Origin of the sequence: Streptomyces sp. NPDC091371 (genome assembly GCF_040684275.1) — a bacterium.
Classification (GTDB): Bacteria; Actinomycetota; Actinomycetes; order Streptomycetales; family Streptomycetaceae; genus Streptomyces.
The window spans coordinates 135,435-158,639 of sequence record NZ_JBFBFP010000012.1; the positions used below are offsets into that span (position 1 = coordinate 135,435).

At 71.1% G+C, this 23,205-nt stretch carries 21 protein-coding genes; 7 read left to right on the top strand and 14 right to left on the bottom strand.

The annotated features are described in order from the left end of the window. Window positions 1-46: 46 nt before the first annotated feature. From AB0O21_RS16430 to AB0O21_RS16475, 10 genes are all read right to left on the bottom strand, one after another. Window positions 47-1,129: a 2-aminoethylphosphonate ABC transporter substrate-binding protein gene (locus AB0O21_RS16430; RefSeq protein WP_365171591.1), complete on the bottom strand. Its 1,083-nt coding sequence runs from the start codon at window positions 1,127-1,129 to the stop codon at window positions 47-49. A 60-nt stretch (window positions 1,130-1,189) separates the two neighbouring features. Further along, the gene (locus tag AB0O21_RS16435) at window positions 1,190-1,987 is read right to left on the bottom strand and encodes an ABC transporter permease subunit (RefSeq protein ID WP_365171593.1); all 798 of its coding nucleotides are present in this window, start codon (window positions 1,985-1,987) and stop codon (window positions 1,190-1,192) included. Continuing rightward, window positions 1,974-2,777 carry a 2-aminoethylphosphonate ABC transporter permease subunit gene (locus AB0O21_RS16440; protein ID WP_365171595.1) on the bottom strand — a complete coding sequence of 268 codons (804 nt, stop codon included), beginning with the start codon at window positions 2,775-2,777 and terminating at the stop codon, window positions 1,974-1,976. The genes AB0O21_RS16435 and AB0O21_RS16440 overlap by 14 nt, the downstream gene beginning before the upstream one ends. A 400-nt stretch (window positions 2,778-3,177) precedes the next feature. Further along, window positions 3,178-4,227, bottom strand: a complete 1,050-nt coding sequence (locus AB0O21_RS16445; protein ID WP_365171597.1) for an ABC transporter ATP-binding protein — start codon at window positions 4,225-4,227, stop codon at window positions 3,178-3,180. Next, a complete protein-coding gene (locus tag AB0O21_RS16450; protein ID WP_365171599.1) occupies window positions 4,224-4,922 on the bottom strand; it encodes a phosphonatase-like hydrolase in 699 nt (232 codons plus the stop codon). Before AB0O21_RS16450 ends, AB0O21_RS16445 begins: the two co-directional genes overlap by 4 nt. Before the next feature lie 5 nt (window positions 4,923-4,927). After that, the gene (locus AB0O21_RS16455; RefSeq protein ID WP_365171601.1) at window positions 4,928-6,049 is read right to left on the bottom strand and encodes a TIGR03364 family FAD-dependent oxidoreductase; all 1,122 of its coding nucleotides are present in this window, start codon (window positions 6,047-6,049) and stop codon (window positions 4,928-4,930) included. Window positions 6,050-6,207: 158 nt separating this feature from the next. Continuing rightward, the gene (locus AB0O21_RS16460) at window positions 6,208-6,972 is read right to left on the bottom strand and encodes a GntR family transcriptional regulator (RefSeq protein WP_365171603.1); all 765 of its coding nucleotides are present in this window, start codon (window positions 6,970-6,972) and stop codon (window positions 6,208-6,210) included. A gap of 56 nt (window positions 6,973-7,028) precedes the next feature. Next, window positions 7,029-7,778 (bottom strand): hypothetical protein, encoded by a 750-nt coding sequence (locus AB0O21_RS16465; RefSeq protein WP_365171605.1) that lies wholly within the window; start codon window positions 7,776-7,778, stop codon window positions 7,029-7,031. Between the two features lie 157 nt (window positions 7,779-7,935). Further along, window positions 7,936-8,157 (bottom strand): hypothetical protein, encoded by a 222-nt coding sequence (locus AB0O21_RS16470; RefSeq protein ID WP_365171607.1) that lies wholly within the window; start codon window positions 8,155-8,157, stop codon window positions 7,936-7,938. A 533-nt stretch (window positions 8,158-8,690) separates the two neighbouring features. Further along, window positions 8,691-9,917, bottom strand: coding sequence for an ROK family transcriptional regulator (locus AB0O21_RS16475; RefSeq protein ID WP_365171609.1), 1,227 nt, complete (start codon window positions 9,915-9,917; stop codon window positions 8,691-8,693). On the opposite strand from AB0O21_RS16475, the gene AB0O21_RS16480 reads away from it, so the two are divergent. Next, window positions 9,916-10,989, top strand: coding sequence for a Gfo/Idh/MocA family oxidoreductase (locus tag AB0O21_RS16480; protein WP_365171611.1), 1,074 nt, complete (start codon window positions 9,916-9,918; stop codon window positions 10,987-10,989). The genes AB0O21_RS16475 and AB0O21_RS16480 overlap by 2 nt on opposite strands. A gap of 114 nt (window positions 10,990-11,103) precedes the next feature. On the opposite strand, the gene AB0O21_RS16485 is transcribed toward AB0O21_RS16480, so the two are convergent. The 4 genes from AB0O21_RS16485 to AB0O21_RS16500 form a co-directional block, all read right to left on the bottom strand. After that, window positions 11,104-11,961, bottom strand: a complete 858-nt coding sequence (locus AB0O21_RS16485) for a fumarylacetoacetate hydrolase family protein (protein WP_365171613.1) — start codon at window positions 11,959-11,961, stop codon at window positions 11,104-11,106. Between the two features lie 122 nt (window positions 11,962-12,083). Beyond that, window positions 12,084-12,770, bottom strand: a complete 687-nt coding sequence (locus tag AB0O21_RS16490) for a YidC/Oxa1 family membrane protein insertase (protein ID WP_365171615.1) — start codon at window positions 12,768-12,770, stop codon at window positions 12,084-12,086. A 137-nt stretch (window positions 12,771-12,907) separates the two neighbouring features. Continuing rightward, window positions 12,908-13,234, bottom strand: a complete 327-nt coding sequence (locus AB0O21_RS16495; protein WP_365171617.1) for a DUF6412 domain-containing protein — start codon at window positions 13,232-13,234, stop codon at window positions 12,908-12,910. Between the two features lie 122 nt (window positions 13,235-13,356). Beyond that, window positions 13,357-14,148, bottom strand: coding sequence for a class E sortase (locus tag AB0O21_RS16500; RefSeq protein WP_365171619.1), 792 nt, complete (start codon window positions 14,146-14,148; stop codon window positions 13,357-13,359). Window positions 14,149-14,231: 83 nt separating this feature from the next. Between AB0O21_RS16500 and AB0O21_RS16505 the strand changes: the two genes are divergently transcribed. From AB0O21_RS16505 to AB0O21_RS16530, 6 genes are all read left to right on the top strand, one after another. Next, on the top strand, window positions 14,232-15,236 hold the full coding sequence (locus tag AB0O21_RS16505; RefSeq protein WP_365171621.1) for an SEC-C domain-containing protein: 1,005 nt from the start codon (window positions 14,232-14,234) through the stop codon (window positions 15,234-15,236). Window positions 15,237-15,335: 99 nt separating this feature from the next. Further along, window positions 15,336-16,868 (top strand): ATP-binding protein, encoded by a 1,533-nt coding sequence (locus AB0O21_RS16510; RefSeq protein WP_365171623.1) that lies wholly within the window; start codon window positions 15,336-15,338, stop codon window positions 16,866-16,868. Further along, window positions 16,861-17,841: a PD-(D/E)XK motif protein gene (locus AB0O21_RS16515; RefSeq protein ID WP_365171625.1), complete on the top strand. Its 981-nt coding sequence runs from the start codon at window positions 16,861-16,863 to the stop codon at window positions 17,839-17,841. The genes AB0O21_RS16510 and AB0O21_RS16515 overlap by 8 nt, the downstream gene beginning before the upstream one ends. A 17-nt stretch (window positions 17,842-17,858) precedes the next feature. Beyond that, entirely contained in the window at window positions 17,859-20,816 is a 2,958-nt protein-coding gene (locus AB0O21_RS16520; RefSeq protein WP_365171627.1) for a Z1 domain-containing protein, read from the top strand. A gap of 69 nt (window positions 20,817-20,885) precedes the next feature. Further along, window positions 20,886-21,872, top strand: coding sequence for a DNA cytosine methyltransferase (locus tag AB0O21_RS16525; protein WP_365171629.1), 987 nt, complete (start codon window positions 20,886-20,888; stop codon window positions 21,870-21,872). 55 nt (window positions 21,873-21,927) lie between these two features. Next, window positions 21,928-23,205 (top strand): DNA cytosine methyltransferase, encoded by a 1,278-nt coding sequence (locus AB0O21_RS16530; protein WP_365171631.1) that lies wholly within the window; start codon window positions 21,928-21,930, stop codon window positions 23,203-23,205.

The window sequence follows — 23,205 nt, forward strand, 5'->3', positions numbered from 1 at the left end:
ATGCAAGCGTCACTATCCCGGTCGTGGGTGACCAGGAGGTGACCGGTCAGCTTCCGGTCGCCGACTTCCACGCGTCGACGTAGGCGGAGAGGTTCTTGTCGATGTCGGCCCAGTCCGGCTCGAAGACCTCGACACCCGTCATGAGCTTGGTGAGTTCGACGGCGTTCGCGTCGGTCGGCTTGATGTCGGTGCGCGCGGGGAAGCCGCCGCCGACCTCGCTGACCAGCCGCTGGGCCTCCTCGCTGAGGAGGTGGTCGAGGAGCTTCTTGCCGTTCTCGGTGTGCGGGGCCTTGTCGACGAGGCCGGCCGCGTAGGGCAGGGCGAAGGTGGTCGGCTTGCCGCCGTCCTTCGCCGGGAACCAGATGCCCAGGTTCGGCATGGACTTGGACTGCGCGAAGTTCATCTGGACGTCGCCGTTGGCGACGAGCAGCTCGCCCTTGTCGGTCTTCGGCGCGAGCTTGCTGGTGGAGGAGGACGGGCCGACGTTGTTGGCCTGGAGCTTCTTCAGGTACTCGTTCGCCGGCTCCTTGCCGCCGAAGTCGTGCATCGCCTTGATGAGCACGGCGGTGCCGTCGCCCGCGACGCCCGGGGTGGAGTACTGGAGCTTGCCCTTGTACTTGGCGTCCAGCAGCTCCTCCCAGGTCTTGGGGGCCTGCGGCAGCTCCTTCTTGTTGTAGATGAAGCCGAAGTAGTTGTTGACGACCGAGGTCCACTTGCCGTCGGCGGCCTTGTCCGCGCCGTTGACCTTCTCGGAGCCCTGGGGCTTGTAGGCCTGGAGCAGGCCCTTGCCGTCGGCCTGCTGGATGAAGGGCGGCAGGGTGACGATGACGTCGGCCTGGGTGTTGGTCTTCTCGCGGGCGGCGCGCGCGACGAGCTCGCCGGAACCGCCCTCGACGAGCTTGACCTCGATGCCGGTCTTCTTGGTGAAGTCGGCGAAGACCTTGTCGTACCAGCCGTCGCCCTTCTCGCTCTTGAGGCCGTCGGCGCTGTAGACGGTGACGACCTTCTCCTCGGAGCCCTTGCCGTCGGCGGACTTGGCGGCACCGCCGCCGCAGGCGGTGAGGGAGACGGCGAGGGCGAGGCTGCCGGTGACGGCGGCGGAGGTGCGGAGCAGGAGCTTGCTGGGCATGGAACTTCCTTACGGGGAAAGGGAGTCAGCGGGGGATCGGGTGGGGACGGCCTGCGCGGATCAGCGGTACGAGGCCTTGGTGCGGATACGGGAGACCGCCAGCAGGACGATCAGCGTGGCCGCCATCAGGACCACGGCGACGGCGGAGCCGCCGTAGAGGGACCCGCGGTCGGTGGCCGTGAAGATGCGGACCGGGAGGGGCATCCAGTCCGGCGGGTAGAGCATCATCGTGGCGCTCAGCTCGCCCATGGACAGGGCGAAGCAGAGCCCCGCGGCCGCCGTGAGGGACGGCAGCAGGAGCGGGAGTTTGACCCGCCACAGCACGTACGAGGGTCGGGCGCCCAGGGAGGCCGCCGCCTGCTCGTAGGCCGGGTCGAGACGAACGATGGCGGCCGAAACCGACTGATAGGCGAACGCCGTGACAAGGATGGTGTGCGCCAGGATGACGATGGAGCTGGTCCCGTTGAGCAGTACCGGGGGCCGGCTGAAGGCGACGAGCACCGCGAGGCCGACGACCACGGACGGCACGGCGACGGGCAGCATGAACAGCGCGTCCAGGGACCGCTTCCCGCGCTTCTTCAGCGTGCCGGCGGCCATCGCGGCCCAGGTGCCGACGGCGAGCGCGAGCAGGCTCGCGGCCACGGCGGTGACCAGGCTGGTGGTCAGGGCCTGGAGGGATTCGCCCTGTACGGCGGAGGCGTAGTTCGCGGTGGTCGCTCCGGAGGGGAAGGCCCCGGACCAGCGGGTGGCGAAGGACGCCGCGACCACGACGAGCAGGGGCAGGGCGAAGAGGGGCAGGAAGAGGAGCCCGAACAGGCCCCAGGCGGCCCAGCGGCCGGTCTTGCTATGCACCAGCACGCTTGCTCACCACCCGGTAGAGGCCGAACAGGCCGACGGAGATCGCGATGTTGACGACGGCGACCACGCAGGCGGCCGAGTAGTCGGATTCGAGGATGGCCTTGCCGTAGATGAGCATCGGGAGGGTCGTGACGTCCTTGGCTCCGGTGAACAGGACGATCCCGAACTCGTTGAGGCACATGACGAGGACGAGGCTGCCGCCGGCGGCCAGGGCCGGGAGCGCCTCGGGGAGGATCACCGTCCGGATGATCCGCGCGGGCCGGGCGCCGAGGCCGGCGGCGACCTCCAACTGGGCGGTGTCCAGCTGGGAGAAGGCGGCGAGCAGCGGGCGCATCACGAAGGGCGTGAAGTACGTGATCTCCGCGAGGAGCACGCCCCAGGGGGTGGTGAGGAAGGCGAACGGCCCTTCGGCGGCGCCGGTGACGTCGGTCCAGAGCCCGTTCGCCATGCCGACGGTGCCGTAGATGAACAGCAGCGCGAGGGTGATGAGGAAGGAGGGGAAGGAGAGGAAGACGTCGATGAACTTCGCGACGCCGCGCGCGCCGGGGAAGGGCACGAAGGCGATGATCAGCGCGAGCAGGAACCCGAGGACGAGGCAGCCGACGGTGGCGCCGACGGCGAGCCAGACGGTGGTCCCGAGCGCCTCGCGGAAGGCGGTGGAGGCGAAGACGGACGCATAGGCGTCGAAGGCGCCGCCGCCGTTCTCGGGGGTGAGGGACTGCTGGACCACCAGCCCGAGCGGATACAGGAACACCAGCGCGAGCACGACGACGGGCGGCAGGACCCACACGCTGCGCCATGTCCCCTGCGGGGTCGCTCGCCGGGTCCCTTGCGGGGTGCCAGTCCCCTGCGGGGTGGCTCGCCGGGCCCCTTGCGGGGTGCCGGTCCCTGACGGGTCGGCTTCCGGACCGGCGGGGGCCGGGCCCGGGGCGGAACCCGGCGCGGGGCCCAGCGCGGAGCCCGGCGCGGGGTCCGGGGCGGGGCCCGGCACGGAGCCCTGGGCGGGGCCGCGCCCTTGCGGCTCCGCCGCACCCTCCAGCCCCGCCGGCGTTTGAGGCGCGGGGTCCGGGGCGGAGCCCCGATCTTTGAGCCCCGCCGGCGTTTGAGGCGCGGGGTCCGGGGCGGAGCCCCGTGCCTCCCCGGCGGGGGTCGCCCGGGCCGGGACGGCGGCGGCGCCGCGGCGCGTGGCGTCAGCCATCCGACACCCCCGCGGCCAGCAGCACGGCGTCCCGCGGTTCGAAGTGCAGCGTCACCCGGTCCCCCAGCGCCGGAGTCTCCCGCAGTTCGGGGAGGTCCGCCTTCACGCGGTGGCCGTCGACGTCCACGTACAGCCGGTGCGTGGAGCCCCGCCACTGGACCTCGGCGATCGTGCCGCTCAGCGCGTTCGGGCCGTCGCCGAGGCCGAGCAGGTGCGGCCGTACGCACAGGGTCGCGGTGGACCCCGGCGCCGCCCGGCCGCGGTCGAGGGCCAGCTCGCGGCCCTCGAAGACCGCACCCGCCTCGGCCACCGTGACCGGCAGCAGGTTCGCGTTGCCGACGAACGACGCCGTGAACTCGGTGCGCGGCGCCCGGTACAGCTCCTGCGGGGTCCCGCAGTCCTGGAGCCGGGCCTTGTCCATGACGGCGATCCGGTCGGCCAGGGTGAGCGCTTCCACCTGGTCGTGCGTGACGTACAGGATGGACACGTCGGGCAGCTCGCGGTGCAGCCGCGCCAGTTCCGCGAGCATCCCGGAGCGCAGCTGCGCGTCGAGGGCCGAGAGGGGCTCGTCCAGGAGGAGGACCCCGGGCCGGATCGCCAGCGCCCGCGCGATGGCGACGCGCTGCTGCTGCCCGCCGGACAGCTCGCGGGGGTAGCGCTTGGCGTAGGCCCCCATGCCCGTCATGTCCAGGGCTTCGGCGACCCGCCCGGGGATCTCCGCCTTCGGCGCCTTCTGCGCCTTCAGCCCGAAGGCGACGTTGTCCTCGACGCGCATGTGCGGGAACAGCGCGTACTGCTGGACGACCATGCCGATGCCCCGCTTGTGCGGCGGCAGGGCGGTGACGTCCCGCCCGCCGATCAGCACCCGGCCCGCGACGGGCCGTACGAAGCCGGCGACCGCGCGCAGCGCCGTGGTCTTGCCCGAGCCGGAGGGGCCGAGCAGGGCCATCACCTCGCCGGGCTCGACGGTCAGGTCGAGGGAGTCCAGGACGGTGTTGCCGCCGTAGGCGACGCTGACCCCGTCGAAACGGATGCCGCTCACGCCGACTCCGCCAGGAGGGCGGGGAGTTCGGCGATGGAGTGGAGTACGTGCGTCGCGCCGTGTCCGGTCAGGGCGGCCCGCTCGTGGGCTCCGGTGAGGACGCCGGCGACGATGCCGGCGCCGGCCCGGGTGCCGCTGAGCATGTCGTAGGCGGTGTCGCCCGCGGTCACGACCTCGCGTACGTCGTCCACCGCGCCGGTCCGCAGGAAGGCGGCCAGCACCATGTCCGGGTAGGGGCGGCCGCGGCCGCCCGCGTCGGCCGGGCAGAGGGTGAGGTCGGCGAGGTCCTGCCAGCCGAGCGCGTCGAGGATGGCGTCCTGGGTGACGCGGGCGAACCCGGTGGTCAGGACCACGGTGCGGCCCTCGCCGCGGAGTTGCTCGATGGCGGCGCGGGCGCCGGGGATCTCGGCGATGAGGCCGCCGTCGACGAGTTCCCCGTAGGCCTGCTCGAAGGCGGTGTTGGCGCGCTGCGCCAGTTCCTCCGTACCGAAGAGGTGGCGGAAGACGGAGATCTTCGACTCGCCCATGGTGTCGCGGACGTACTGGAGCTTGGCGGCGTGGTCGGTGCTGCCCGGCTCGACTCCGAGTTCCTGCGCGGCCCGCTCGAAGGCGCGCTCGACGAGGCCGCCGTCGGCGACGGTGGTGCCGGCCATGTCGAGGACGATCAGGTTGCTTCGTTCGGTGTTCGTGGTCATGCGGCTCACCAGCCCAGTTCGTTCGCGGTGGTCTCGGCTATGGCGGGCGAGCACGTCATGCCGCGGCCGCCGGGCCCGGTCACCAGCCAGACGCCGTCGGCCACCTGCTGGCGGTGGACGACCCGGGTGGTGTCGGTGCACTGCGCGTACACGCCCGCCCAGCGGCGCCGGATCTTCGGCAGGGGGCGGCCCAGGAAGGACTCGACGACCCCGACGAGGTGCTCGTACGGGTCTTCGAGGGTGTCGAAGGCGAAGGGGTGCTCGTACTCGTGGGTGTCGCCGATGGTCAGCCCGCCGTCGAGGCGCTGGACCATGAGCAGCTGCATCTTGTGCGCGGCGGCGACCGGTGCCTGCGCCTGCTCGGCGTTGAGGGCGTCCAGAGCGTCGCTCTTGTACGCGGGGTAGTAGCGGAAGCTGTCGGCGTCCGCGACGGAGGTGGTCAGCGCCTCGCCGAGCGGGGCCGTCTGCATCATCTGGAGCCGGACGCGGCGCACGGGCAGCTCAGGGGCCAGTTCCCGGACCAGCCCGGACAGCCAGGCGCCGGTGGCGAGGACGACCGCGTCGCCGCGGTGGACGTCGCCGTGGTCGTCGCGGACGGCGCCCGCACCGACGACCTCGCGGACCTCGCGTCCGGGGAGGAAGGTGTAGCGGCCGGTGGCGTTCAGCGCGGCCCGCAGGTGCGGCTGCGCGGTGCGCGGCTCGACGGCCGCGTCCCGCTCGCACCACAGGGCGGCGTCGAACTCGCCGCGCAGGGCCGGGTTGAGCTGCCGGGCCTCCGCGGCGGTGACCAGCTTGTAGCCGCGGGCGGCGGCGTCGGGGCGGGCCAGGGCCGCCTCCGCGACGGCGTGCTCGCGCTCGCCCCGGACGGGGGTGAGGGAGCCGATGGCACGGAAGCCCAGGCCGGGCACCTCCGCGCCGATGCCCTCCCAGAGCTCGCGGGCCCGCAGGGCGGTGTCGAGCTCCTCGCCCCCGGCCCGGCCGCTGACCCAGATCTGGCCGAAATTGCGCAGGGACGCGCCGCGGGCCTCCGCTTCTCGCTCGATCTGGACGACCTCGTGGCCGCGTTGGACTGCTTGCCAGGCGTGCATGGTGCCTACCACGCCGCCTCCGACGACTATGACTCTCACGCCGTCCAAGGTGGGCGCGCCCCGTGACCGAGGAGGATCCACGGGGCAACGCGCTGGTGAACAGCCCCCCAAGCTTGGACTAGACCCGTTACCTTCTTGTGATATTCCAACGCCCGAATCCATCGCCTATGTACGGATTCCCTCCGGGCTCCGCCGGGCTATTCGGGTCGCAGACGGGTCGTGAAGCTGAACCGGTCACCACGGTAGAGCGAACGCACCCGTTCCAGCGGCCGGCCGTCCGTATCCCGCGAGAAACGGTGGATGAGAAGCATGGGGAGGGCCGGCGGGGTGCCGATCAGCAGGGCTTCGCGGGGCGTGGCGAGGACCGTCTCCAGCTTCTCGTCGGCGTCGCCGAAGGAGATCCCGAGGCTGTCGCGCAGGTACCCGTAGAAGGAGGAGTCCGGCTGGAAATCGCTGTCGAGGCGGGGCGCGCGGGCCACCCGGATGTACGTGCTCTCCAGGCCGACGCGCTCGTCGTCCGCGAGCAGCACGCGCTCCAGGTGCCAGACGGGCTCGCCGGCTTCGGCGCCGATGCCGGGGCTGAGGTCGGGAGGGCAGGGGAACCGCTCCAGTCCGATGAGGTGACGCCCCGGCCGTCGGCCCTGGCGTCGGACGCCCTCGGTGTAGCTCGCGAGCGACAGCGGCTGCTCCAGCTTCGGCCCGGCGACGACGGTCCCGCGCCCGGAGCGGCGCAGCCGGCCCTCGAGCAGCAGCTCGCGCAGGGCCTGCCGGACGGTTTCGCGGGACACCTCGTACCGCTCGGCGAGATCGCGCTCGGTGGGCAGCAGGCCGCCCTCGCCGAGCTCGTCGAGCAGGCCGGCGATCAGGGCCTTGACCGCGTAGTACTTGGGGATGCGGCCGTGCTCGGGGATGCCGGAGCGTACGGGTGAGCCGGGGCGGTGCGGCACGTTCTGTTCTTCCACAGGGGGACTCTATGGGACCACGTGCGGGCCGGATGTCCCTGCCGCCGTACGGGGGTTCAGCGCGCGGGAGCGCGCAGCCGGCGGGCCCCGATCACGAGCCCGCCGCCGACGAGGAGGGCGGCTACGGCGGCCGCGCCGTACACCCCGTCACGGTGGCCGGTGTGGGCGAGGGAGCCCGCTTCCCCGAGGTCGCCGTCGGGGCCCTCGACGGTGAACCGGTAGCCGCCCGCCTCCCCGATCCAGTCGCCGTCGTCGCCCTTGCGCTGCACGAGGGCGGCATCGGCGACGACCTCCCCGGTGGGGGCGTCGGGGGCGAAGGCGAGGGAGACCTTGACGGTGAGCGACCCGCCGGGCCCGACGCTGAACCCGGAGAACGCGTCACCGCCGTCGAACACCGCCACGATCTCGTCGCGGTCGGTCCGCTCCAGGCTGACCGGGAAAGTGCCCCCGGGGGCGTCGAAGTCCATGCGCAGGTGCGCGGGGCGCAGGGCACGGGCCTTGTCGGTGAAGACGACCACGGGGTGGATGGCCGTGCACTCGGAGCCGGTGGTGTTCGTCAGGTCCAGGAACCAGCTCTGCGCGCCGCCGCCGGTCCGGTACACGGCCGGACCGCCGCGGATCCGCGCCCCGATGGGGAAGGCGGCGCTCTTCCCGTCCCCGCAGGTGGCGAGCGCACGCGAGGGCAGCGCGGGCGCGGGGCGGGCCCCGCCTCCGGTGCCGATGTCCGCGGTCGCGGTGGGCGCGGTGGTGGCGAGGAGCGCGGCGGAGACCACTGCGGTGAGGGCCAGGGCTGTGCGCAGTCGCATGGAGGACCTTCGCTGCTCGCCGGACGGGACGATGACGCTGATGATCAGACCAGGTGACAATCACCCCGGCCCTGCCCGCACCCTGCCACGCCCACCCAACCCCCTGCCGCACGCCGCGCCCGGGTCACCCCGGTTTACCCCCAAATGGCCGACGAGTTCAACCGCGTTCCCACACGGACCCGCCACCGGCTCCTGCCGGGGCCCCTCCGCCCACCTGGCCGGGGTCGCCCTCCACCTGGCCGGGGTCGCCCTCCACCTGCAGGGGGCCCCTCCGCCTGGAGGGGGCGACGTCCACCAGGCCGGGGTCGCCCTCCACCTGGCCGGGGTCGCCCTCTACCTGGCTGGGGTCGCCCTCCACCTGCCGGGGGGCGCTCTCCACCTGCCTGGGGGCGCCCCTCCGCCTGGGGGCGTACGTCCACCAGGCCGGGGTCGCCCCCACTTGCCGCGGGGGTATCCCTCCACCAAGCCGGGGCCCCGCCCGCGCCTTGGCCGGGGCCCGCCCGCGCCTTGGCCGGGGCCCGCCTACGCCTTGGCCCGGGGCCGCCTACGCCTTGGCCGGGGGGCGTCCCCCATGCCCTGGCCGGGGGAGCCCCTCCTGCCCACGCACCATCCGGCCCCGCCGCGCAACACCAGCCCCGCCGGCGTTTGAGGCGCGGGGCCCGGGGCCTGCCCGCGCACCATCCGGCCCCGCCGCACAATTCCAGCCCCGCCGGCGTTTGAGGCGCGGGGGTCCGGGGGCTGGCCCCCGGCAACGGCGCCGCACCCGGCACGCCCACCCCCGGGCACACCCCAACCCAGCCCCGCCGGCGTTTGAGGCGCGGGGGCCCGGGGCCCGACCCCCGGCAACGGCGCCGCACCCGGCACGCCCACCCCCGGGCACACCCCAGGGCCCGGCACACACCCCCCGCCCCCTCACCCCGCACGGCCGAAGAACGGCCCCATCACCAGCTCCGCCGCCCCCTCCGCCACCCCCACCCGCGCCAGCGCCACCACCGCCGGAGCAGACCCGGGCCCCCGCGCCGCCAGCACCCCGCGGACCCCGTCCACGAACACCTCCGGGGCCGCCTCGACCACCCGCCCGCCCAGCAGCACCCGGTCCACGTCCAGCAGCGCGACCAGGTTGGCCGCCCCCTCCCCCAGCACCCGTGCCGCCCCCGCCAGGTCCCCGCGGGCGACCGCCGCCAGGCACAGCACCTCCACGCACCCCCGCCTCCCGCACCGGCACTCCGGCCCGTCCAGCTGGAGCACCTGGTGCCCGAACTCCCCCGCCGCAGACCGCCCCCCGCGATAAACCCCGCCCCCCAGCCACAACCCCGCACCGAGCCCGGTCCCCACATGCAGATAGGCAGCACAGCCCCCCGCACCGAACGCCCCCGCAGCACCGGCACCAGCAGCCACGGCACCCGCCGCCCCCGCCGCCCCCGCATTGGTGTCCTTGTCCACCCGCACCGGCACCCCCAGCCGCCCCTCCAGCACCTCCCGCAACGGGAACCCCTCCCACTCCGGGAACCCCGTCACCGGCCCCATCACCCCGGCCGCCACATCCAGCGGTCCCGGCGCGGCCACCCCGACGCCCAGCAGCGCCGGCCCCACCGGGTCGAGCACCCGCGCGCAGGCCCGTACGACCGCCTCCACCACCGCATCCGGCCCGGCCCCGAAGTCCAGCGGGCCACGGCTCTCGGCGAGGACCCCGCCCGCGAGGTCCACCCGTACCGCCCGCAGCTCGTCCCGGTCGACCTGCACCCCGACCGCGCACCGCGCCCCCCGCACCAGCCGGAGCAGGGTCCGCGGCTTGCCCCCGGTGGACGCCGCGCGGCCGGCCTCCGCGACCAGCCCCTCCGCCGCCAGCCGCGCCGTGATCTTGCTGACGGCCTGCGGGGTGAGCCCCGTACGCGCGGCGAGCGCGGCGCGGTCCAGCCCCTCCGGCCCGGCGCCGCGCAGCAGATCCAGCAGCAGGGCCTCGTTGTGCCCGCGCAACCCCGGCAGATTCACCCCGCCAAGCCCACCGGCACCACCACGCCCCGCCCACCCGTCACGCCCACCCCACCCGTCACGCCCGGCCACCCCACTACCCCTGTTCACCCGCCCATTCTCCCCCCTCCTTGCACTTCGGCAACACTGTTGCCAAAGTGGCCCCATGCGCACCACACCCCTCCGCGTCGGCCTCATCGGCTACGGACTCGCCGGTTCCGTCTTCCACGCCCCCCTCGTGGCCGCCTCAGACGGGCTCGTCCTCGACACGGTCGTCACCTCCGACCCGGCCCGCCAGGCCCAGGCCCGCGCCGAGTTCCCCGACGTCCGCATCGCCGCCTCCGCCGAGGACCTGTGGAACCGGGATCCGCACCTCGACCTCATCGTGATCGCCTCCCCCAACAAGACCCACGTCCCGCTCGCCACGGCCGCCCTCACCGCCGGCATCCCCGTCGTCGTGGACAAACCGCTCGCCGCCACCGCCGCCGAGGCCCGCGAACTCGCCGCCCTCGCGGACCGCAGCGGAACCTTCCTCTCCGTCTTCCAGAACCGCCGCTGGGACAACGACTTCCTCACCCTGCGCCGCCTCCTCGCCGACGGCGAGCTCGGCGAGATCCAGCGCTTCGAGTCCCGCTTCGAGCGCTGGCGCCCGCAGCTCAAGGGCGGCTGGCGCGAGTCCGGCGCCCCGGAGGAGATCGGCGGCCTGCTGTACGACCTCGGCAGCCACGTCGTAGACCAGGCGCTGGTGCTCTTCGGCCCGGCCGTACGGGTCTACGCGGAGACCGACGTGCGCCGCCCGGGCGCCGAGACCGACGACGACACCTTCATCGCCCTCACCCACGCGAGCGGGGTCCGCTCCCACCTCTACGTCAGCGCGACCACCGCCCAGCTGGGACCGCGCTTCCGCGTCCTCGGCTCCCGGGCCGGCTACGTCAAGTACGGCCTCGACCCCCAGGAAGGGGCCCTGCGCGACGGCCTGCGCCCGACGGCGGACACCCCGTGGGGCGAGGAGCCCGAACACCTCTGGGGCCGCATCGGCTCCGGCGAATCCCCCCTGACCGGCGCCGGCATCCCGGTCCGCACGGCGCCGGGCGACTACCCGGCGTACTACGCGGCCGTGGCGGCGGCCCTGCGCACCGGCGGCCCGGCCCCGGTCACGGCGTACGAGGCCGCGCACTGCCTCGACGTCCTGGAAGCGGCCCGCACGTCGTCCCGGGACGGCGTGACCGTCGACCTGTAGGCCACGACACGAAGGGGCGGGGCGCCAACCGGCACCCCACCCCTCCCCGCGTCTGATCGCCACACGCGCCACGCCGCGCGACACGCGCTACGCGCGCCACAGGCGCCACACGCGCTACGCGCTCTTGAACTCCTGGCGCTGACGGCCGAGGCCCTCGATCTCCAGCTCCACCACGTCACCGGCCCGCAGGTACGGCTTCGGCTCCGGCTGGCCCATGGCCACGCCGCCCGGCGTACCGGTGACGATGACGTCGCCCGGGTACAGGGTCATGAACTGGCTCAGGTACCGGACGACCTCGCCGACCGGAAAGATCTGGTCGGCGGTGTTCCCGTCCTGCTTGAGCTCGCCGTTGACCCACAGCTTCACGTCGAGCACCTGCGGGTCCGGCACCTCGTCGGCCGTGAGCAGCCACGGGCCGAGCGGGGTGAAGGTCTCGCAGTTCTTGCCCTTGTCCCACGTGCCGCCGCGCTCGATCTGGAACTCGCGCTCCGAGACGTCGTTGACCAGCACGTAGCCGCCGACGTGCGCGAGGCCCTCCTCGGCGGAGGCCAGGTAGCGGGCGGTGCTGCCGATGACGACGCCGAGCTCGGCCTCCCAGTCGGTCTTCACGCTGCCACGCGGGATGAGCACGTTGTCGTCGGGGCCGACGACGGTGTCCGCGGCCTTCAGGAACAGGATCGGCTCGGCCGGCGGCTCCGCGCCGATCTCCGCCGCGTGGCCGAAGTAGTTCAGCCCGATGCCCACGACCTTGCCGATGCGGCCGACGGCCGCACCGATCCGCAGCCCCTCGGCGTCCAGCACCGGAAGCTCCCCGGATGCGGCGGCGTCCCGTACCCGGGACAGCACGGCGTCATCGGCCAGCACAGAGCCGTCCACATCCGTGATCAGGCCGGACAGGTCACGCAGGGTCCCGTCCTGGTCGAGCAGCGCAGGGCGCTCCGACCCGACGGGTCCGACACGCAGCAGCTTCATGGGCATTCTCCCGTGGTCGTGGGTGGTCGGCCCATGGGCATGCCACGGGCCGGCCGATGGGTTGCGGCCATCGGAGGATTGGTCGATCCTCCAAGAAACCCGCCCAATCCGCAAGACCCTGTTCACACCCTGGAACGCACCCCTCCACTCGCCTGGCCACGCGACTGCAGCCAGGCCCTCTCGGCCACCGACCACGCCGTCGTGGTCAGCAGGTAGAGCCCGGCGGCCAGCGGCACCACGGCCGCCGTGATCAACGTCCCGAACGAGAGCAGGGGCAGTACGCCGCCCAGCTTCCGCAGCGCCTCCTGCTGCTCGGCACTCATCGCGGCCGAGCCCGCGCCCGCACCCCGACCCGAGCCCGCCCGCGAACCCGCCCCCGGGGCCACCACCGGGGCCACCACCGGAGCCGCCGCGGCGGCCCGCCGCCCCCGCACCGCGCTCCACGCAGCCACCACCCCGATCGCCGCGAACAGCCCGAGGAACACCACGCCCTGCGCCCCGAGCAGCCCGCCGTCCCCCAGCGCGTCGCCCCACCGGTCCCCCAGCGAGGCACCGAACAACCTCTGCCCCAGCAACTCCTCACTCGACGAGAACGCCTGGTACATCAGGAAAAACACCGGCAGCTGCAACAACACCGGCAGACACCCCGCCGCCGGGGTCGCCCCCCGGAAGGCGGCCCGGCTCAGCGGGTGCAGGGCGAGCCGCACGAGCACGGTGAACAGCACGATCGCGGCAGCGGTCGCGGACTCGGCCAGCACCGGCTCGAGAAGCCGACCCAGCTCAGCAACAACACGAGCAAAAACGGACACGTGGGCCCTCCAAGGGGTCTCGTCGAACGTCGAATGAAGAAACTTCGGCGCGACGACCCACGAGGGGCGACACAGAGCTCACGGGGAGCTCACTCAGATCTCTCTCAGATCTCACTCAGCAGAAGCGGTTGGCGCCCCTACGCGGCCGTCAGGACGAGACGGCCGGGCGCCCTGGGCCGCGACCGGCCCGCGGCATCGGGATCACGCTGCGGCAGGAACGCCGTGCGCTGCTCGCGATCACGGATCGCGGTGCGTATTCGGTGCGGCGGGACGGGCCGCACGAGCCGCGCGGCGGCGGCCAGCGCCTCGGCACCCACGGCAACGGTGGCCGCGAGGGCAACCACCACGACCCCGAGCCCGCTCTCCCCGCCGAAGAGCCCGAGTACTCCCCCGAGCAGCACCAGCGGAAGCAGCCCGAAGGAAAACAGGGAGGACAGGCGCCGACCACACACACTCCACGCCATGCGGCCCACCTCCTCACCCCACTCCCGCGCGAACTCCCGTACGAGACGCACTACTCACCCGATACTAACCACGCCCACCGACAACCGCCCCGACCAAACTCCCACTCCCTCTCCCACTCCCACTACTCCTTGAGCTTCCCCCACACCACCAACCGGTACTTGGAGCTGTACTCGGGCGTGCACGTGGTGAGCGTGATGTACGCGCCGGGCTCGCTGTACCCGTACTCCGGCTTCACCACGCTCCTCGGCACGGGCGCGAGCACCCCCACGTCCCGCTCGCTCGTCTCGCTCAGCACCTTCTCCACCACGTACACGTACCGCCGCCCCCGCACGTCGACGAGGAGCTCGTCCCCCGCCCTCAACCGGTTGATGTAGCGGAACGGCTCCCCGTGCGTGTTCCGGTGCCCCGCCAGCGCGAAGTTCCCCTGCGCCCCCGGCTGTCCGGTCCCCGGGTAGTGCCCGGCGTACCCCTTGTCCAGCACGGCCCGCTTGTCGACCCCTTGCGCGACGGGCACGACGAGCCCGATACGCGGAACGCGCAGCACGGCGTACGCCTCGTCCCGCGCCGGCGGCTTGGCGGCCGCCCGCGGCGGCGTCGCCGAGGGCGCCGCACCCGATTCGGCGGGACCGGGCACGGGAACGGGAACCGTACCGGGATCGGCGCCAGAATCAGCAGCGCCGGGCGTGCTCACGACATCAACAGGCACGTCATCCTCAAGCCCGTTCCACTCACTCTCCAGGACCTGAACCCGCTCCTGCGCGGCGGCAACGGCCTGCCGGTTGGTCCACCACACCTGATGCACCACCAGCAACAACACCACCACGCCCACGGTGACGGCCATCTCCCCAGCCGCCCACAGCACCCCCGCGAGACCGGCCCGACGCCCCCGCCGGCCGCCCCCCTGCACCACCACGGGTACACGATCTCCACGATCTCGCACGGGCGGCACCTTAAGTCCTCCCCCGCCAACTGACCAGCGGCAGTACGGTGTGAAGCATGCGCCCTGACACGCCTGCCGAGCACATCGCCGAAGCCGAGCGCCTCATCCGCACGGCGACCCGCTACCCCGAGGACCAGGAGCCCCTGCTCCTCCAGGCCGCGGCCCACCTCGAACTGGGCGACGCCCGGGACCGCGCCAGCGCGCTGTACGACAAACTCCTCTCCTCTCCCACCGCCAACCCCCACCTGATCAAGGCCCTGCAGGCGGCGAACCTCTGGGAGTACGGCCACGAGCCGGAGGCCCGCGCCCTGATCTCCGGCATCCGCGCGGCGCTCCCCGCCGACCCGGCCCCGTGGGAGGTCATCGCGGAAGCCCTCGAAGCCCACGACGAGTTGGAAGCCTCGCACGACTGCTTCACCCAGGCCGCGACCCTCCTCATCTCGAACTCCACCCCCCTCACCCCGGCGACCACCGCCCTCCTGACGGGCCGCCACCGGGTACGCCGCCTCCTCGCCCTCCCCCACGACGACTGGGACATGGTCGCGGACACCCGCCACATCGGCCCGATCCCCCTCGACGAACTCCACGACCCGAAGCGCATCTGGGCCCTGGGCTCCGACGACCCGGCCGAACTCCGCGCCGAAATCGCCCGCCTCCGCGCCGAACTGGGCGACCGCCGCGCCGCCCTCTCCCGCCCCTTCCCGGTGGCGATCCTCCACTGGCCGGCCCGCGAACTGGCGGAACTCCTCACCTCGTACCCGACCCTCTCGGCGGAGTACCCCTCCCACGAGGCGCACCTCCGCGAGATCGAATCCTCCCTCCGCACCCTGGCCGCCTCGGGCACCACGAACCTCGGCATCGTCACGGCGAGCGTCCCCTCCTACGAAGCCTTCGCTGCCTCGGAGAAAACCTCCCCGGCCTCCCCGTCCCTCCTGGCCGAATACGCCACCACCCTCGCAGCCCGAGGCAAGGCCACCCCCTGGCCCCCCACCCCCAACGCCCCCTGCTGGTGCACCTCGGGCAAGCCGTACTCGGAGTGCCACGGGATCATCACCCCCTGACTCATCGGTCCACCATCCGGACCGTGGCCACCCGGACCTGCCGCAGGGAACAAGTGCCGATTAGGCTCGCACCCGATTCGATGATCCCCGAGGCAGGCAATGACCGACGACTGGCAGTTTGAAGTTCCCACCACGGGCAGCAAGCACCTCCCTCCTGACGCTCGATACATGGAGGCGCTCAGCAGTCAGGGATACGGGTTCGAGGTGGCCATCGCCGATCTCATCGACAATTCCATCGACGCCGGCGCCCGGGACGTGGTGATCCACTTCCTGCGTGACGAGGATCGCCTGGTGAGCCTCCTCGTGATCGACGACGGAAAGGGGATGTCCGAAGAGGAACTCGACGTCGCCATGACCGTCGGGGGCCGACGCGACTACGCCTCCGAGGCCCTGGGAATGTTCGGCACCGGTTTGAAGTCCGCCTCGCTGAGCCACGCGTCCGCGGTGACCGTGGTGAGCAAGACGCGCAGGACCAGGGCCGTGGGACGCCGATGGCTCATGGAGCGCGCGGTGAACGGATACCAGTGCGACATCGTGGCCGCCGACTATGCCCAGACGCTGATCGACCGGTACGCCCAGCGACCGATCACCTGGCAGGGCACCGTCATCCGCTGGGACGGGGTGAAGAACTTCCCACGAAACGGCGGCGGCGGCCAGACGGACCGCTACCTGCACCGGACCATCAACCGGCTCGGGCTGCAGCTCGGCCTGTACCTGCACCGGTTCCTCGCCAAGGACGACTTCAACATCACGATCGCGGTCGAGGACGTCAACACCGGAACCGAGTACATGAACTTTGGGGTCGAGCCCCTCGACCCGTTCGGATACCCGGTACCGGGCCACGCCGACTATCCGAGGCGCTTCACCGTGGACCTGGCCTCCACCGTCGCCGTATCCCTCGACGCCCACGTCTGGCCGGCGAAGTCCACCCTGGACGGTTACAAGGCGGTCGGCTCCGTCCTGGAACGCCAGGGCTTCTATTTCTACCGACACAATCGTCTCGTCCAAGCAGGTGGATGGAACAATTTCCGCCAGCCGGATCAGCACCTCTCTCTTTCCCGTGTCGCCATCGACCTTCCGACACAGGGAGGCGACGTATTCCGGCTCACGGTGAAGAAGGAGGGTGTCGAAGTCTCCCCCGAGTTCGTCTCCGCCTTGGAAGAGGCTCGGGACACCGAAGGACGACGCTTCGTCGACTACGTCGCGGACGCCGAGTCGGTCTACCGCGAGGCGCGGAAGCGGGCGGGAACCGCTCGGAAGCCGGTCATCGGCCCGGGCAAGGGATTCGACCCCGTCGTACGGGAGGCGATCGAGGACGAGCTCCCCCTGCTGCCAGGCGAGGACCCCATCACGATCCGCTGGCAGGCGTTGGACAACAGCCTGTTCTTCGACGTCGACAGGGAGAACCGGACCATCGTCTTGAACCAGCACTATCGGTCGGCGATGCTCGGCGGGAGGCGCGGCGGCCTCAACGACGCCCCGACCGTGAAGTCCCTCATGTACCTCCTGCTCCACCAGGTGTTCGAGAAGGAGTACAGCGGGAGCCGCGAGAAGGACAACCTCCAGTTGTGGCAGTCCATCCTGGTGGCCGCCGCACGCACCGAACTGGAACGCGTGGGCGAAGATGACTGACCCCGCTGGATACCCGGAACTCCCCTGGTCGACCGTCGAGCACTATCTCGGGGAACGGCAGGCAGCCAGCTACCGGCTCTCCGCGCCGGCCTCGGAGCGCGCGGTCTGGTACGAGATCGGGGACGGCGGCCAGGAGATCTCGCTGCAGGTGGAACTGGATCGCCACCAGCAGCCACCGCGCTCATCGCTGCCGGCGGTGACCATCGACCAGGTGCTGCGCGGCGACACCCGCATGGCACGCATCCACACCACCCACGTGGCGTTGATGCGTGATTTCCATGATCTGCTCATCGCCGTCGCGGACCGCGTCATCACCGGCGAACGCGACCTTGGTCAGGCCTTCGAGGAGACGGTGCAAGCCTGGGGCCGACTGCTCGAGCAGCCGCGCGGCCTCGGGGTGGAGCGTCGCATCGGCCTGCACGGCGAACTCGCCGTGTTGCGCGCCGTGGCCCTCTCCCACGGCTGGGCGCAGGCGATCGACGCGTGGACCGGCCCCAAGGCGGAGCAGCACGACTTCGGGCTCCCCGAGTCCGATCTCGAAGTGAAGACCACCGCCTCCGAAACGCGTCGGCATACCGTCCACGGGATACACCAGCTCACGGAGAGCTCCGGGCGACCCTTGTGGTTCGCCTCCCTCCAGCTGACGCGGGGTGGCTTGGGCGGCCGTTCCCTGGGCGATTCGGTGGCCTCCGTGATCCGTGACGCACGCGCCGCGCACCGCATCGCGTCCGTGCGCCTGGAGAGCGCCCTCGCGGCCGATGGTTGGAGCGAGAGCGACCCGGACGACGAACGCTGGACCTTGCGCACAGAGCCGTTGCTCGTCCCTGCCGAGCAGTTGCCGAGGTTGACCGAGTCGATGATCCCCCTCTCCGTCCGAGAGCACGTCTCGTCGATCGACTACCGCATGGACGTGACCCATTTGAGCTCGGCACCCGGCGCGCCGCTCGACCTCACCGACTTCCGTCTTCCGTGACCGACGAGGACCCCAATTTGACCAGCTCCGAAACCACCCGGCTCGAACTGCACAGTGCCGTGCTCGCCGACCTGGACGGCAGCAAGCCGAAGAGCCTCGCCCGGGCTCTGGCGTACCAGGCCGAGGACATGGACCCGGAAGCCTCGGCGTACGCCGACGAGGCCGACTTCCAAGCAGCGCTGAAGGAATCCCGCTCCACGCATCAGCTGGTCGAGCTCTGGCGCAGGCAGCTCACGCGATGGGACTACGCCGACCGGCCTGCCTGGACCGACACCCCGCCGCGCACGGACGAGCGCAGAGCGGCGATCCATGGGCTGCTGAAGCTCGAGGAGACCACGCGCGCACTGCTCGACGGGCTGATCCCCGTGTCGAAGGCGGCGCTCTCCGTGGTGATCAGCCCTGAACACAAGCCCTGGTACACGCCTCAGTCCCAGCTCAGCCGACCGCACTACTGGCCTGCCTACCGCGGCCTGCTCGCGGCCAAGGGGTGGCCGGCCGAGGCCGTGGCCGCGTTGGACGTGGCGACCGATCAGGTGGTCGAGCGGCTGGCCGACCCGACCGACTCGGGGGTGTACCAGTCCAAGGGTCTCGTCGTGGGCTACGTGCAGTCCGGGAAGACCGCGAACTTCACGGGAGTCATGGCCAAGGCCGTGGACGCGGGCTATCGACTGGTGATCGTTCTCGGGGGAACGCTCAACATGCTGCGGGCCCAGACCCAGCGGCGCCTCGACATGGAACTCGTCGGCAGGGAGAACATCCTGCGGGGGGCCGACGAGATGGAATCGGACTACGCCGACGACCCGGCCTGGGCGGCCGGGAAGTTCGTGACGTTCGGCAGCCTTCCGTCCGCTCTCGGAGCCTTCGACATCGTGCGGATGACCACCCGGGACGACGACTACAAGAGCCTCCTGCAGGGCATCACGGCCCTGGAGTTCGAGAAGCGGGAGCCGGCCCTTCCGCTGTACGACCGGGAGAACCTGCACCGTTCGTCGGCACGCCTGATGGTAGTCAAGAAGAACAAGACGGTGCTGGCCAAGCTCGTCAAGGACCTGGGAAAGATCAAGACGCCGTTGGCGGAGATCCCCGTCCTGATCATCGACGACGAGTCGGACGAGGCATCGGTCAACACCTCGAAGCCGGACGTCCAGCGCAGCGCGATCAACGAGCAGATCTCGAAGCTGCTGAACATGCTGCCGCGTGCGCAATACGTGGGCTACACGGCGACGCCCTTCGCGAACGTCTTCGTGGATCCGAGCGACACCGAGGACATCTTCCCCAAGGACTTCCTCATCTCCCTGCCCCGCCCCGAGGGCTACATGGGGGCGCGCGATTTCCACGATCTCGACACCGATGTGGAGGAAGACGAGCGCACCGTCGCCAACTCCAACGAGAAGGCACACGTCCGCGACATCGTCGACGACGCGGAGGACGACACCTGCCTGCAGCAGGCCATGGACATGTTCGTGCTGACGGCCGCCATGAAGCTGTACCGGGAGGATGTCGGCGGACTCGGTGACGGCTACTTCGCGCACCACACGATGCTCATCCACGAGTCGGTCCGCACCGGAGTCCACCGCGAGCTGCACGATCGGGTCCTGAACCTGTGGCACAACGCGGGCTACATCGGCCCCCGCGGGCACGAGCGGCTGCGGAAGCTGTTCGAGACGGATGTGGCCCCGGTCTCGGAGGTCCGTGCCGACGGGCATGCCGTACCCGCTTCCTACGACGAGTTGATGCGCTACGTCGGGCCCGCGAGCGTGCGGATCGGCGGTGACGGACAACCGATCATCGTCGTGAACGGCGACAAGGATCTGGAGACGGGCGAGGCCGACTTCGACAAGCGGCCGATCTGGAAGATCCTCATCGGGGGCCAGAAGCTGGCACGCGGGTTCACGGTCGAGGGGCTGACCGTGTCCTTCTTCCGTCGCCGGGCCGGGAACGCCTCGACGCTCATGCAGATGGGTCGCTGGTTCGGATTCCGCAAGGGGTACCGAGATCTGGTGCGTCTCTACCTCGGCCGCAGGGAGACCATGGGGCGGGCCGAGGTTGATCTGTACGACGCGTTCCAGGCGATCTGCCTCGACGAGGAGGCGTTCCGTTCGGAGCTGCAGCGGTATTCCGTGATGGTGGACGGCCGGCCGCAGATCACTCCCGCTCAGATCCCTCCGCTGGTTTCGCAGCATCTGCCGTGGCTGAAGCCCACCAGCCCGAACAAGATGTACAACGCCAGGCTGGAACTCGTACGGTCCGCCGGACGCTGGGAGGAGCCCACCGCCTATCCGCAGAAGGGCGCGGATCTCCGGCGCAATACGGAGCTGTGGCTTCCGTACCTCGAATCCCTGGACCCTCATGCGAACAGCTACGGATACCGTTTCCCGGAGAAGGGCCTCGTCCACCGCTTCCGCGCCCTGACCGGAGTCTTCTCCGCCGCCACGGTGCTGGAGACCCTGTGCAAACTGCGCTGGGAGGTTCCCGAGCAGTTTCCTCCGCACCTTCGGTACCTTTCGGAGATCACCGAAGCCGGCAAGGTGGACGACTGGGTCGTACTGGCTCCGCAGCACGCCTCGGCGGCGGAAGCCAAGACCGTCGCCCTCGGCGCGGCAGGTCGGGCGTACTCGTGGTTCTCCCGTGACCGTCGCGCGGATCGGGGGCCTCTCTTCGGAGCGCTCAGCGACAAGAAGCACCGTGGGGTGGCCCACCGGATCGCGGGCGCCCTGGGACACTCGGGGGACGGCGCCACGGAGGGTCTCGTGGCCGACCGACGTGGCGCGATCGTCCTGTACCCGGTCATCGAGACGGCTCACCAAGGCTCCATCGAATCGGATCGACGCATCGATCCGGACAAGATCGTGATGGCGTTCACCTTCGTGGCACCGGCCTCGGCCCACAGTACGAACGGGCAGGTCGTCCAGTTCACGACCATCTCCTCCAAGCCCAGTGCGATCATCGACGTCACGGAGATCGACAAGAGTTGATCTCCAGGTACGGGGCGGTGCGACGGGCAGCCCGTCGCACCGCCGCCACACTGGGGTTCCGGGGGCAAAATGAGCGCGGGCATGACGGGACGGCTTCGTTCGTTGGACATCTGCTCGGGCGCCGGTGGACTGGCACTGGGTCTGGAGCAATCCGGCTTCGACCCCGTCCTCGTGCTCGACAACCGCGATGTCGCGTGCCGTACCCTGCGCGCCAACCGTCCGTCGTGGAGCGTCCTCGAAACGAACCTGCTCGACTTCGACCCCTGCGAGCACACCGAGACCTACGACGTGGACCTGTTGTCCGCGGGCCTGCCGCGGGTGAAGGCGACGGCCACCGTGGCTCGCCGTGACAGCGAGGTCGAGCTCGAACTGCTCCGAGCCACGATGCTGCTGCTCCACGGCGTGCAGCCCCGGGCACTGCTCGTGGAGAACGTGCCCGACCTGGTGACGAAGCCGGACTACGAGGCGATTCGCTCGTACGTCGCGGAAGAACTCTCCCACCTGGGATATCGACACACGTGGTTCATCGTGAACGCCGCGGATTTCGGTGTTCCGCAGACGCGGCGCCAGGGAATCCTGGTGGCCTTCAAGGGTGACGCGCTCGATGCGTTCGTCAAGCCGACTCCGACGACAAAACCGCACAGGACGGTCGGTGAGGCGCTGCTGGAGTCGATGTCCTCAAGCGGCTGGCCCGAGGCGGGCAGGTGGGCGGCACAGGCCGACCAGCCGGCCCCCACCCTGGTCGGTGGTTCCTGGGAACGCGGTGGTGCGGACCTGGGGCCGACGGGTTCCAAGCGCGCCTGGGCACGCATGGGGGTCGACGGAGGAACGGTGGCGGACGCCGTACCGGACGCCCGCTTCCATTGGGATCCGGCCCTTGGCAGGCCGGGCATGATGCCGCTGACCGTGGCCCAGGCCGCACTGCTCCAGGGCTTCCCTCCCGAGTGGCGGATCGAGGGACGCAAGACCGCGATGTACCGGCAGGTGGGTCATGCCTCGCCGCCACCGGTCGGACGCGCACTGGGCGCGGCCATCGCCGCCGCGTTGCGGGCCTGAGGGGTCGGAGGAAGGGCGCAATGGACTTTCGGCTCGGTGACTACACTTGACCCTCATGACCAGAAAGCAGCCCCAGCCGTCTCAACCTGGGCAGATCCGCGTCATGGACCTGTTCGCCGGGGCTGGGGGCTTTTCGTCGGGATTCAGCCGGTACACCCCCTTCGGGGCGACGAGCCCGTTCACCTCCGTCGCCGCCGTCGAGTTCGACCGGGCCGCTGCGGCCACCTACGCGGCCAATTTCGGCGGCGCACACGTCTTCGCCGGTGACATCGCGAGCTTCGATCCCACTCCCTTCAAGGGGCAGGTCGACGTGATCATGGGCGGTCCGCCGTGCCAGGGCTTCTCCGGACTCGGCAAGGAAGACCCGACGGACCCCCGCAACGAACTCTGGCAGGAGTACGTGCGGGTGGTGGCCAAGGTCCACCCCAAGGTGTTCGTCATCGAGAACGTCGACCGCTTCCTCAAGTCCCCGCAATACGACGAGCTACTCTCGGCCTCCGCGACCAAGGGGCACCCGCTCCACGACTACACGGTCGTGCCCGCCCTGATGAACGCGGCCGACTACGGCGTCCCGCAGGCGCGGCGTCGTGTCATCGTCATCTGCACCCACAAGGACTTCGACGAGCCGCTGCGGCATCCCGGACCGACGCACGCCAAGAACGGATACGAGGCAGACGCGGCGCAGGACGCCCTCTTCGACTCGTTTCCCGGGGGTCAGCCCCTGCCGCGCTGGGTTCCGGTGTCGAAGGTCTTCGATGTCTCTGCGAAGCGCCCGCTCCTGGCACGCATGCCCGATCCGCGCGACGAGGCGGCTGCCGCCGACGCCGTCCCCGGGCACTACCTCACGACGGATCTGCATTTCGGCCGAAACCCGGAGGACCTCTCCCGCGCTCGGTACATGGCGATTCCCGAGAACGGGAACCGGAAGAACCTGCGCGGGGTCAGCTACCGCCTCGACAAGACCGGACGCATTCGCCTTTCCACCGAAAAGGGCTACAGCCGCTTGAAGGGGCAGGAGTTCTATCTCTCCACCGAGAGCTGGGACAACCACAATTCCGGATCCGGCGACGTCATGGGCCGCATGCGGAAGAACGCTCCCTCGGTAACGATCCGGACGGAGTTCTACAAACCCGAAAAGGGACGCTACCTGCATCCGACCGAGCACCGCCCGATCACCCACTACGAGGCTGCGCTCATCCAGGGATTCCCCGAGACCTTCAAGTGGCACGGCACCAAGATCGAGATCGCCCGTCAGATCGGCAACGCCGTGCCCGTAGGCCTCGGCGCGACGCTGGCCAAGGCCATCCACACCTTCCTGGCCCGCCACAGCTGA

Coding starts and splice junctions, on each gene's coding strand:
- AB0O21_RS16430 (WP_365171591.1), bottom strand. CDS start 1,129: ATGCCCAGCAAGCTCCTGCTCCGCACCTCCGCCGCCGTCACCGGCAGC.
- AB0O21_RS16450 (WP_365171599.1), bottom strand. CDS start 4,922: ATGACCACGAACACCGAACGAAGCAACCTGATCGTCCTCGACATGGCC.
- AB0O21_RS16465 (WP_365171605.1), bottom strand. CDS start 7,778: ATGCGACTGCGCACAGCCCTGGCCCTCACCGCAGTGGTCTCCGCCGCG.
- AB0O21_RS16480 (WP_365171611.1), top strand. CDS start 9,916: ATGCGCACCACACCCCTCCGCGTCGGCCTCATCGGCTACGGACTCGCC.
- AB0O21_RS16475 (WP_365171609.1), bottom strand. CDS start 9,917: ATGGGGCCACTTTGGCAACAGTGTTGCCGAAGTGCAAGGAGGGGGGAG.
- AB0O21_RS16485 (WP_365171613.1), bottom strand. CDS start 11,961: ATGAAGCTGCTGCGTGTCGGACCCGTCGGGTCGGAGCGCCCTGCGCTG.
- AB0O21_RS16495 (WP_365171617.1), bottom strand. CDS start 13,234: ATGGCGTGGAGTGTGTGTGGTCGGCGCCTGTCCTCCCTGTTTTCCTTC.
- AB0O21_RS16505 (WP_365171621.1), top strand. CDS start 14,232: ATGCGCCCTGACACGCCTGCCGAGCACATCGCCGAAGCCGAGCGCCTC.
- AB0O21_RS16510 (WP_365171623.1), top strand. CDS start 15,336: ATGACCGACGACTGGCAGTTTGAAGTTCCCACCACGGGCAGCAAGCAC.
- AB0O21_RS16515 (WP_365171625.1), top strand. CDS start 16,861: ATGACTGACCCCGCTGGATACCCGGAACTCCCCTGGTCGACCGTCGAG.
- AB0O21_RS16525 (WP_365171629.1), top strand. CDS start 20,886: ATGAGCGCGGGCATGACGGGACGGCTTCGTTCGTTGGACATCTGCTCG.
- AB0O21_RS16530 (WP_365171631.1), top strand. CDS start 21,928: ATGACCAGAAAGCAGCCCCAGCCGTCTCAACCTGGGCAGATCCGCGTC.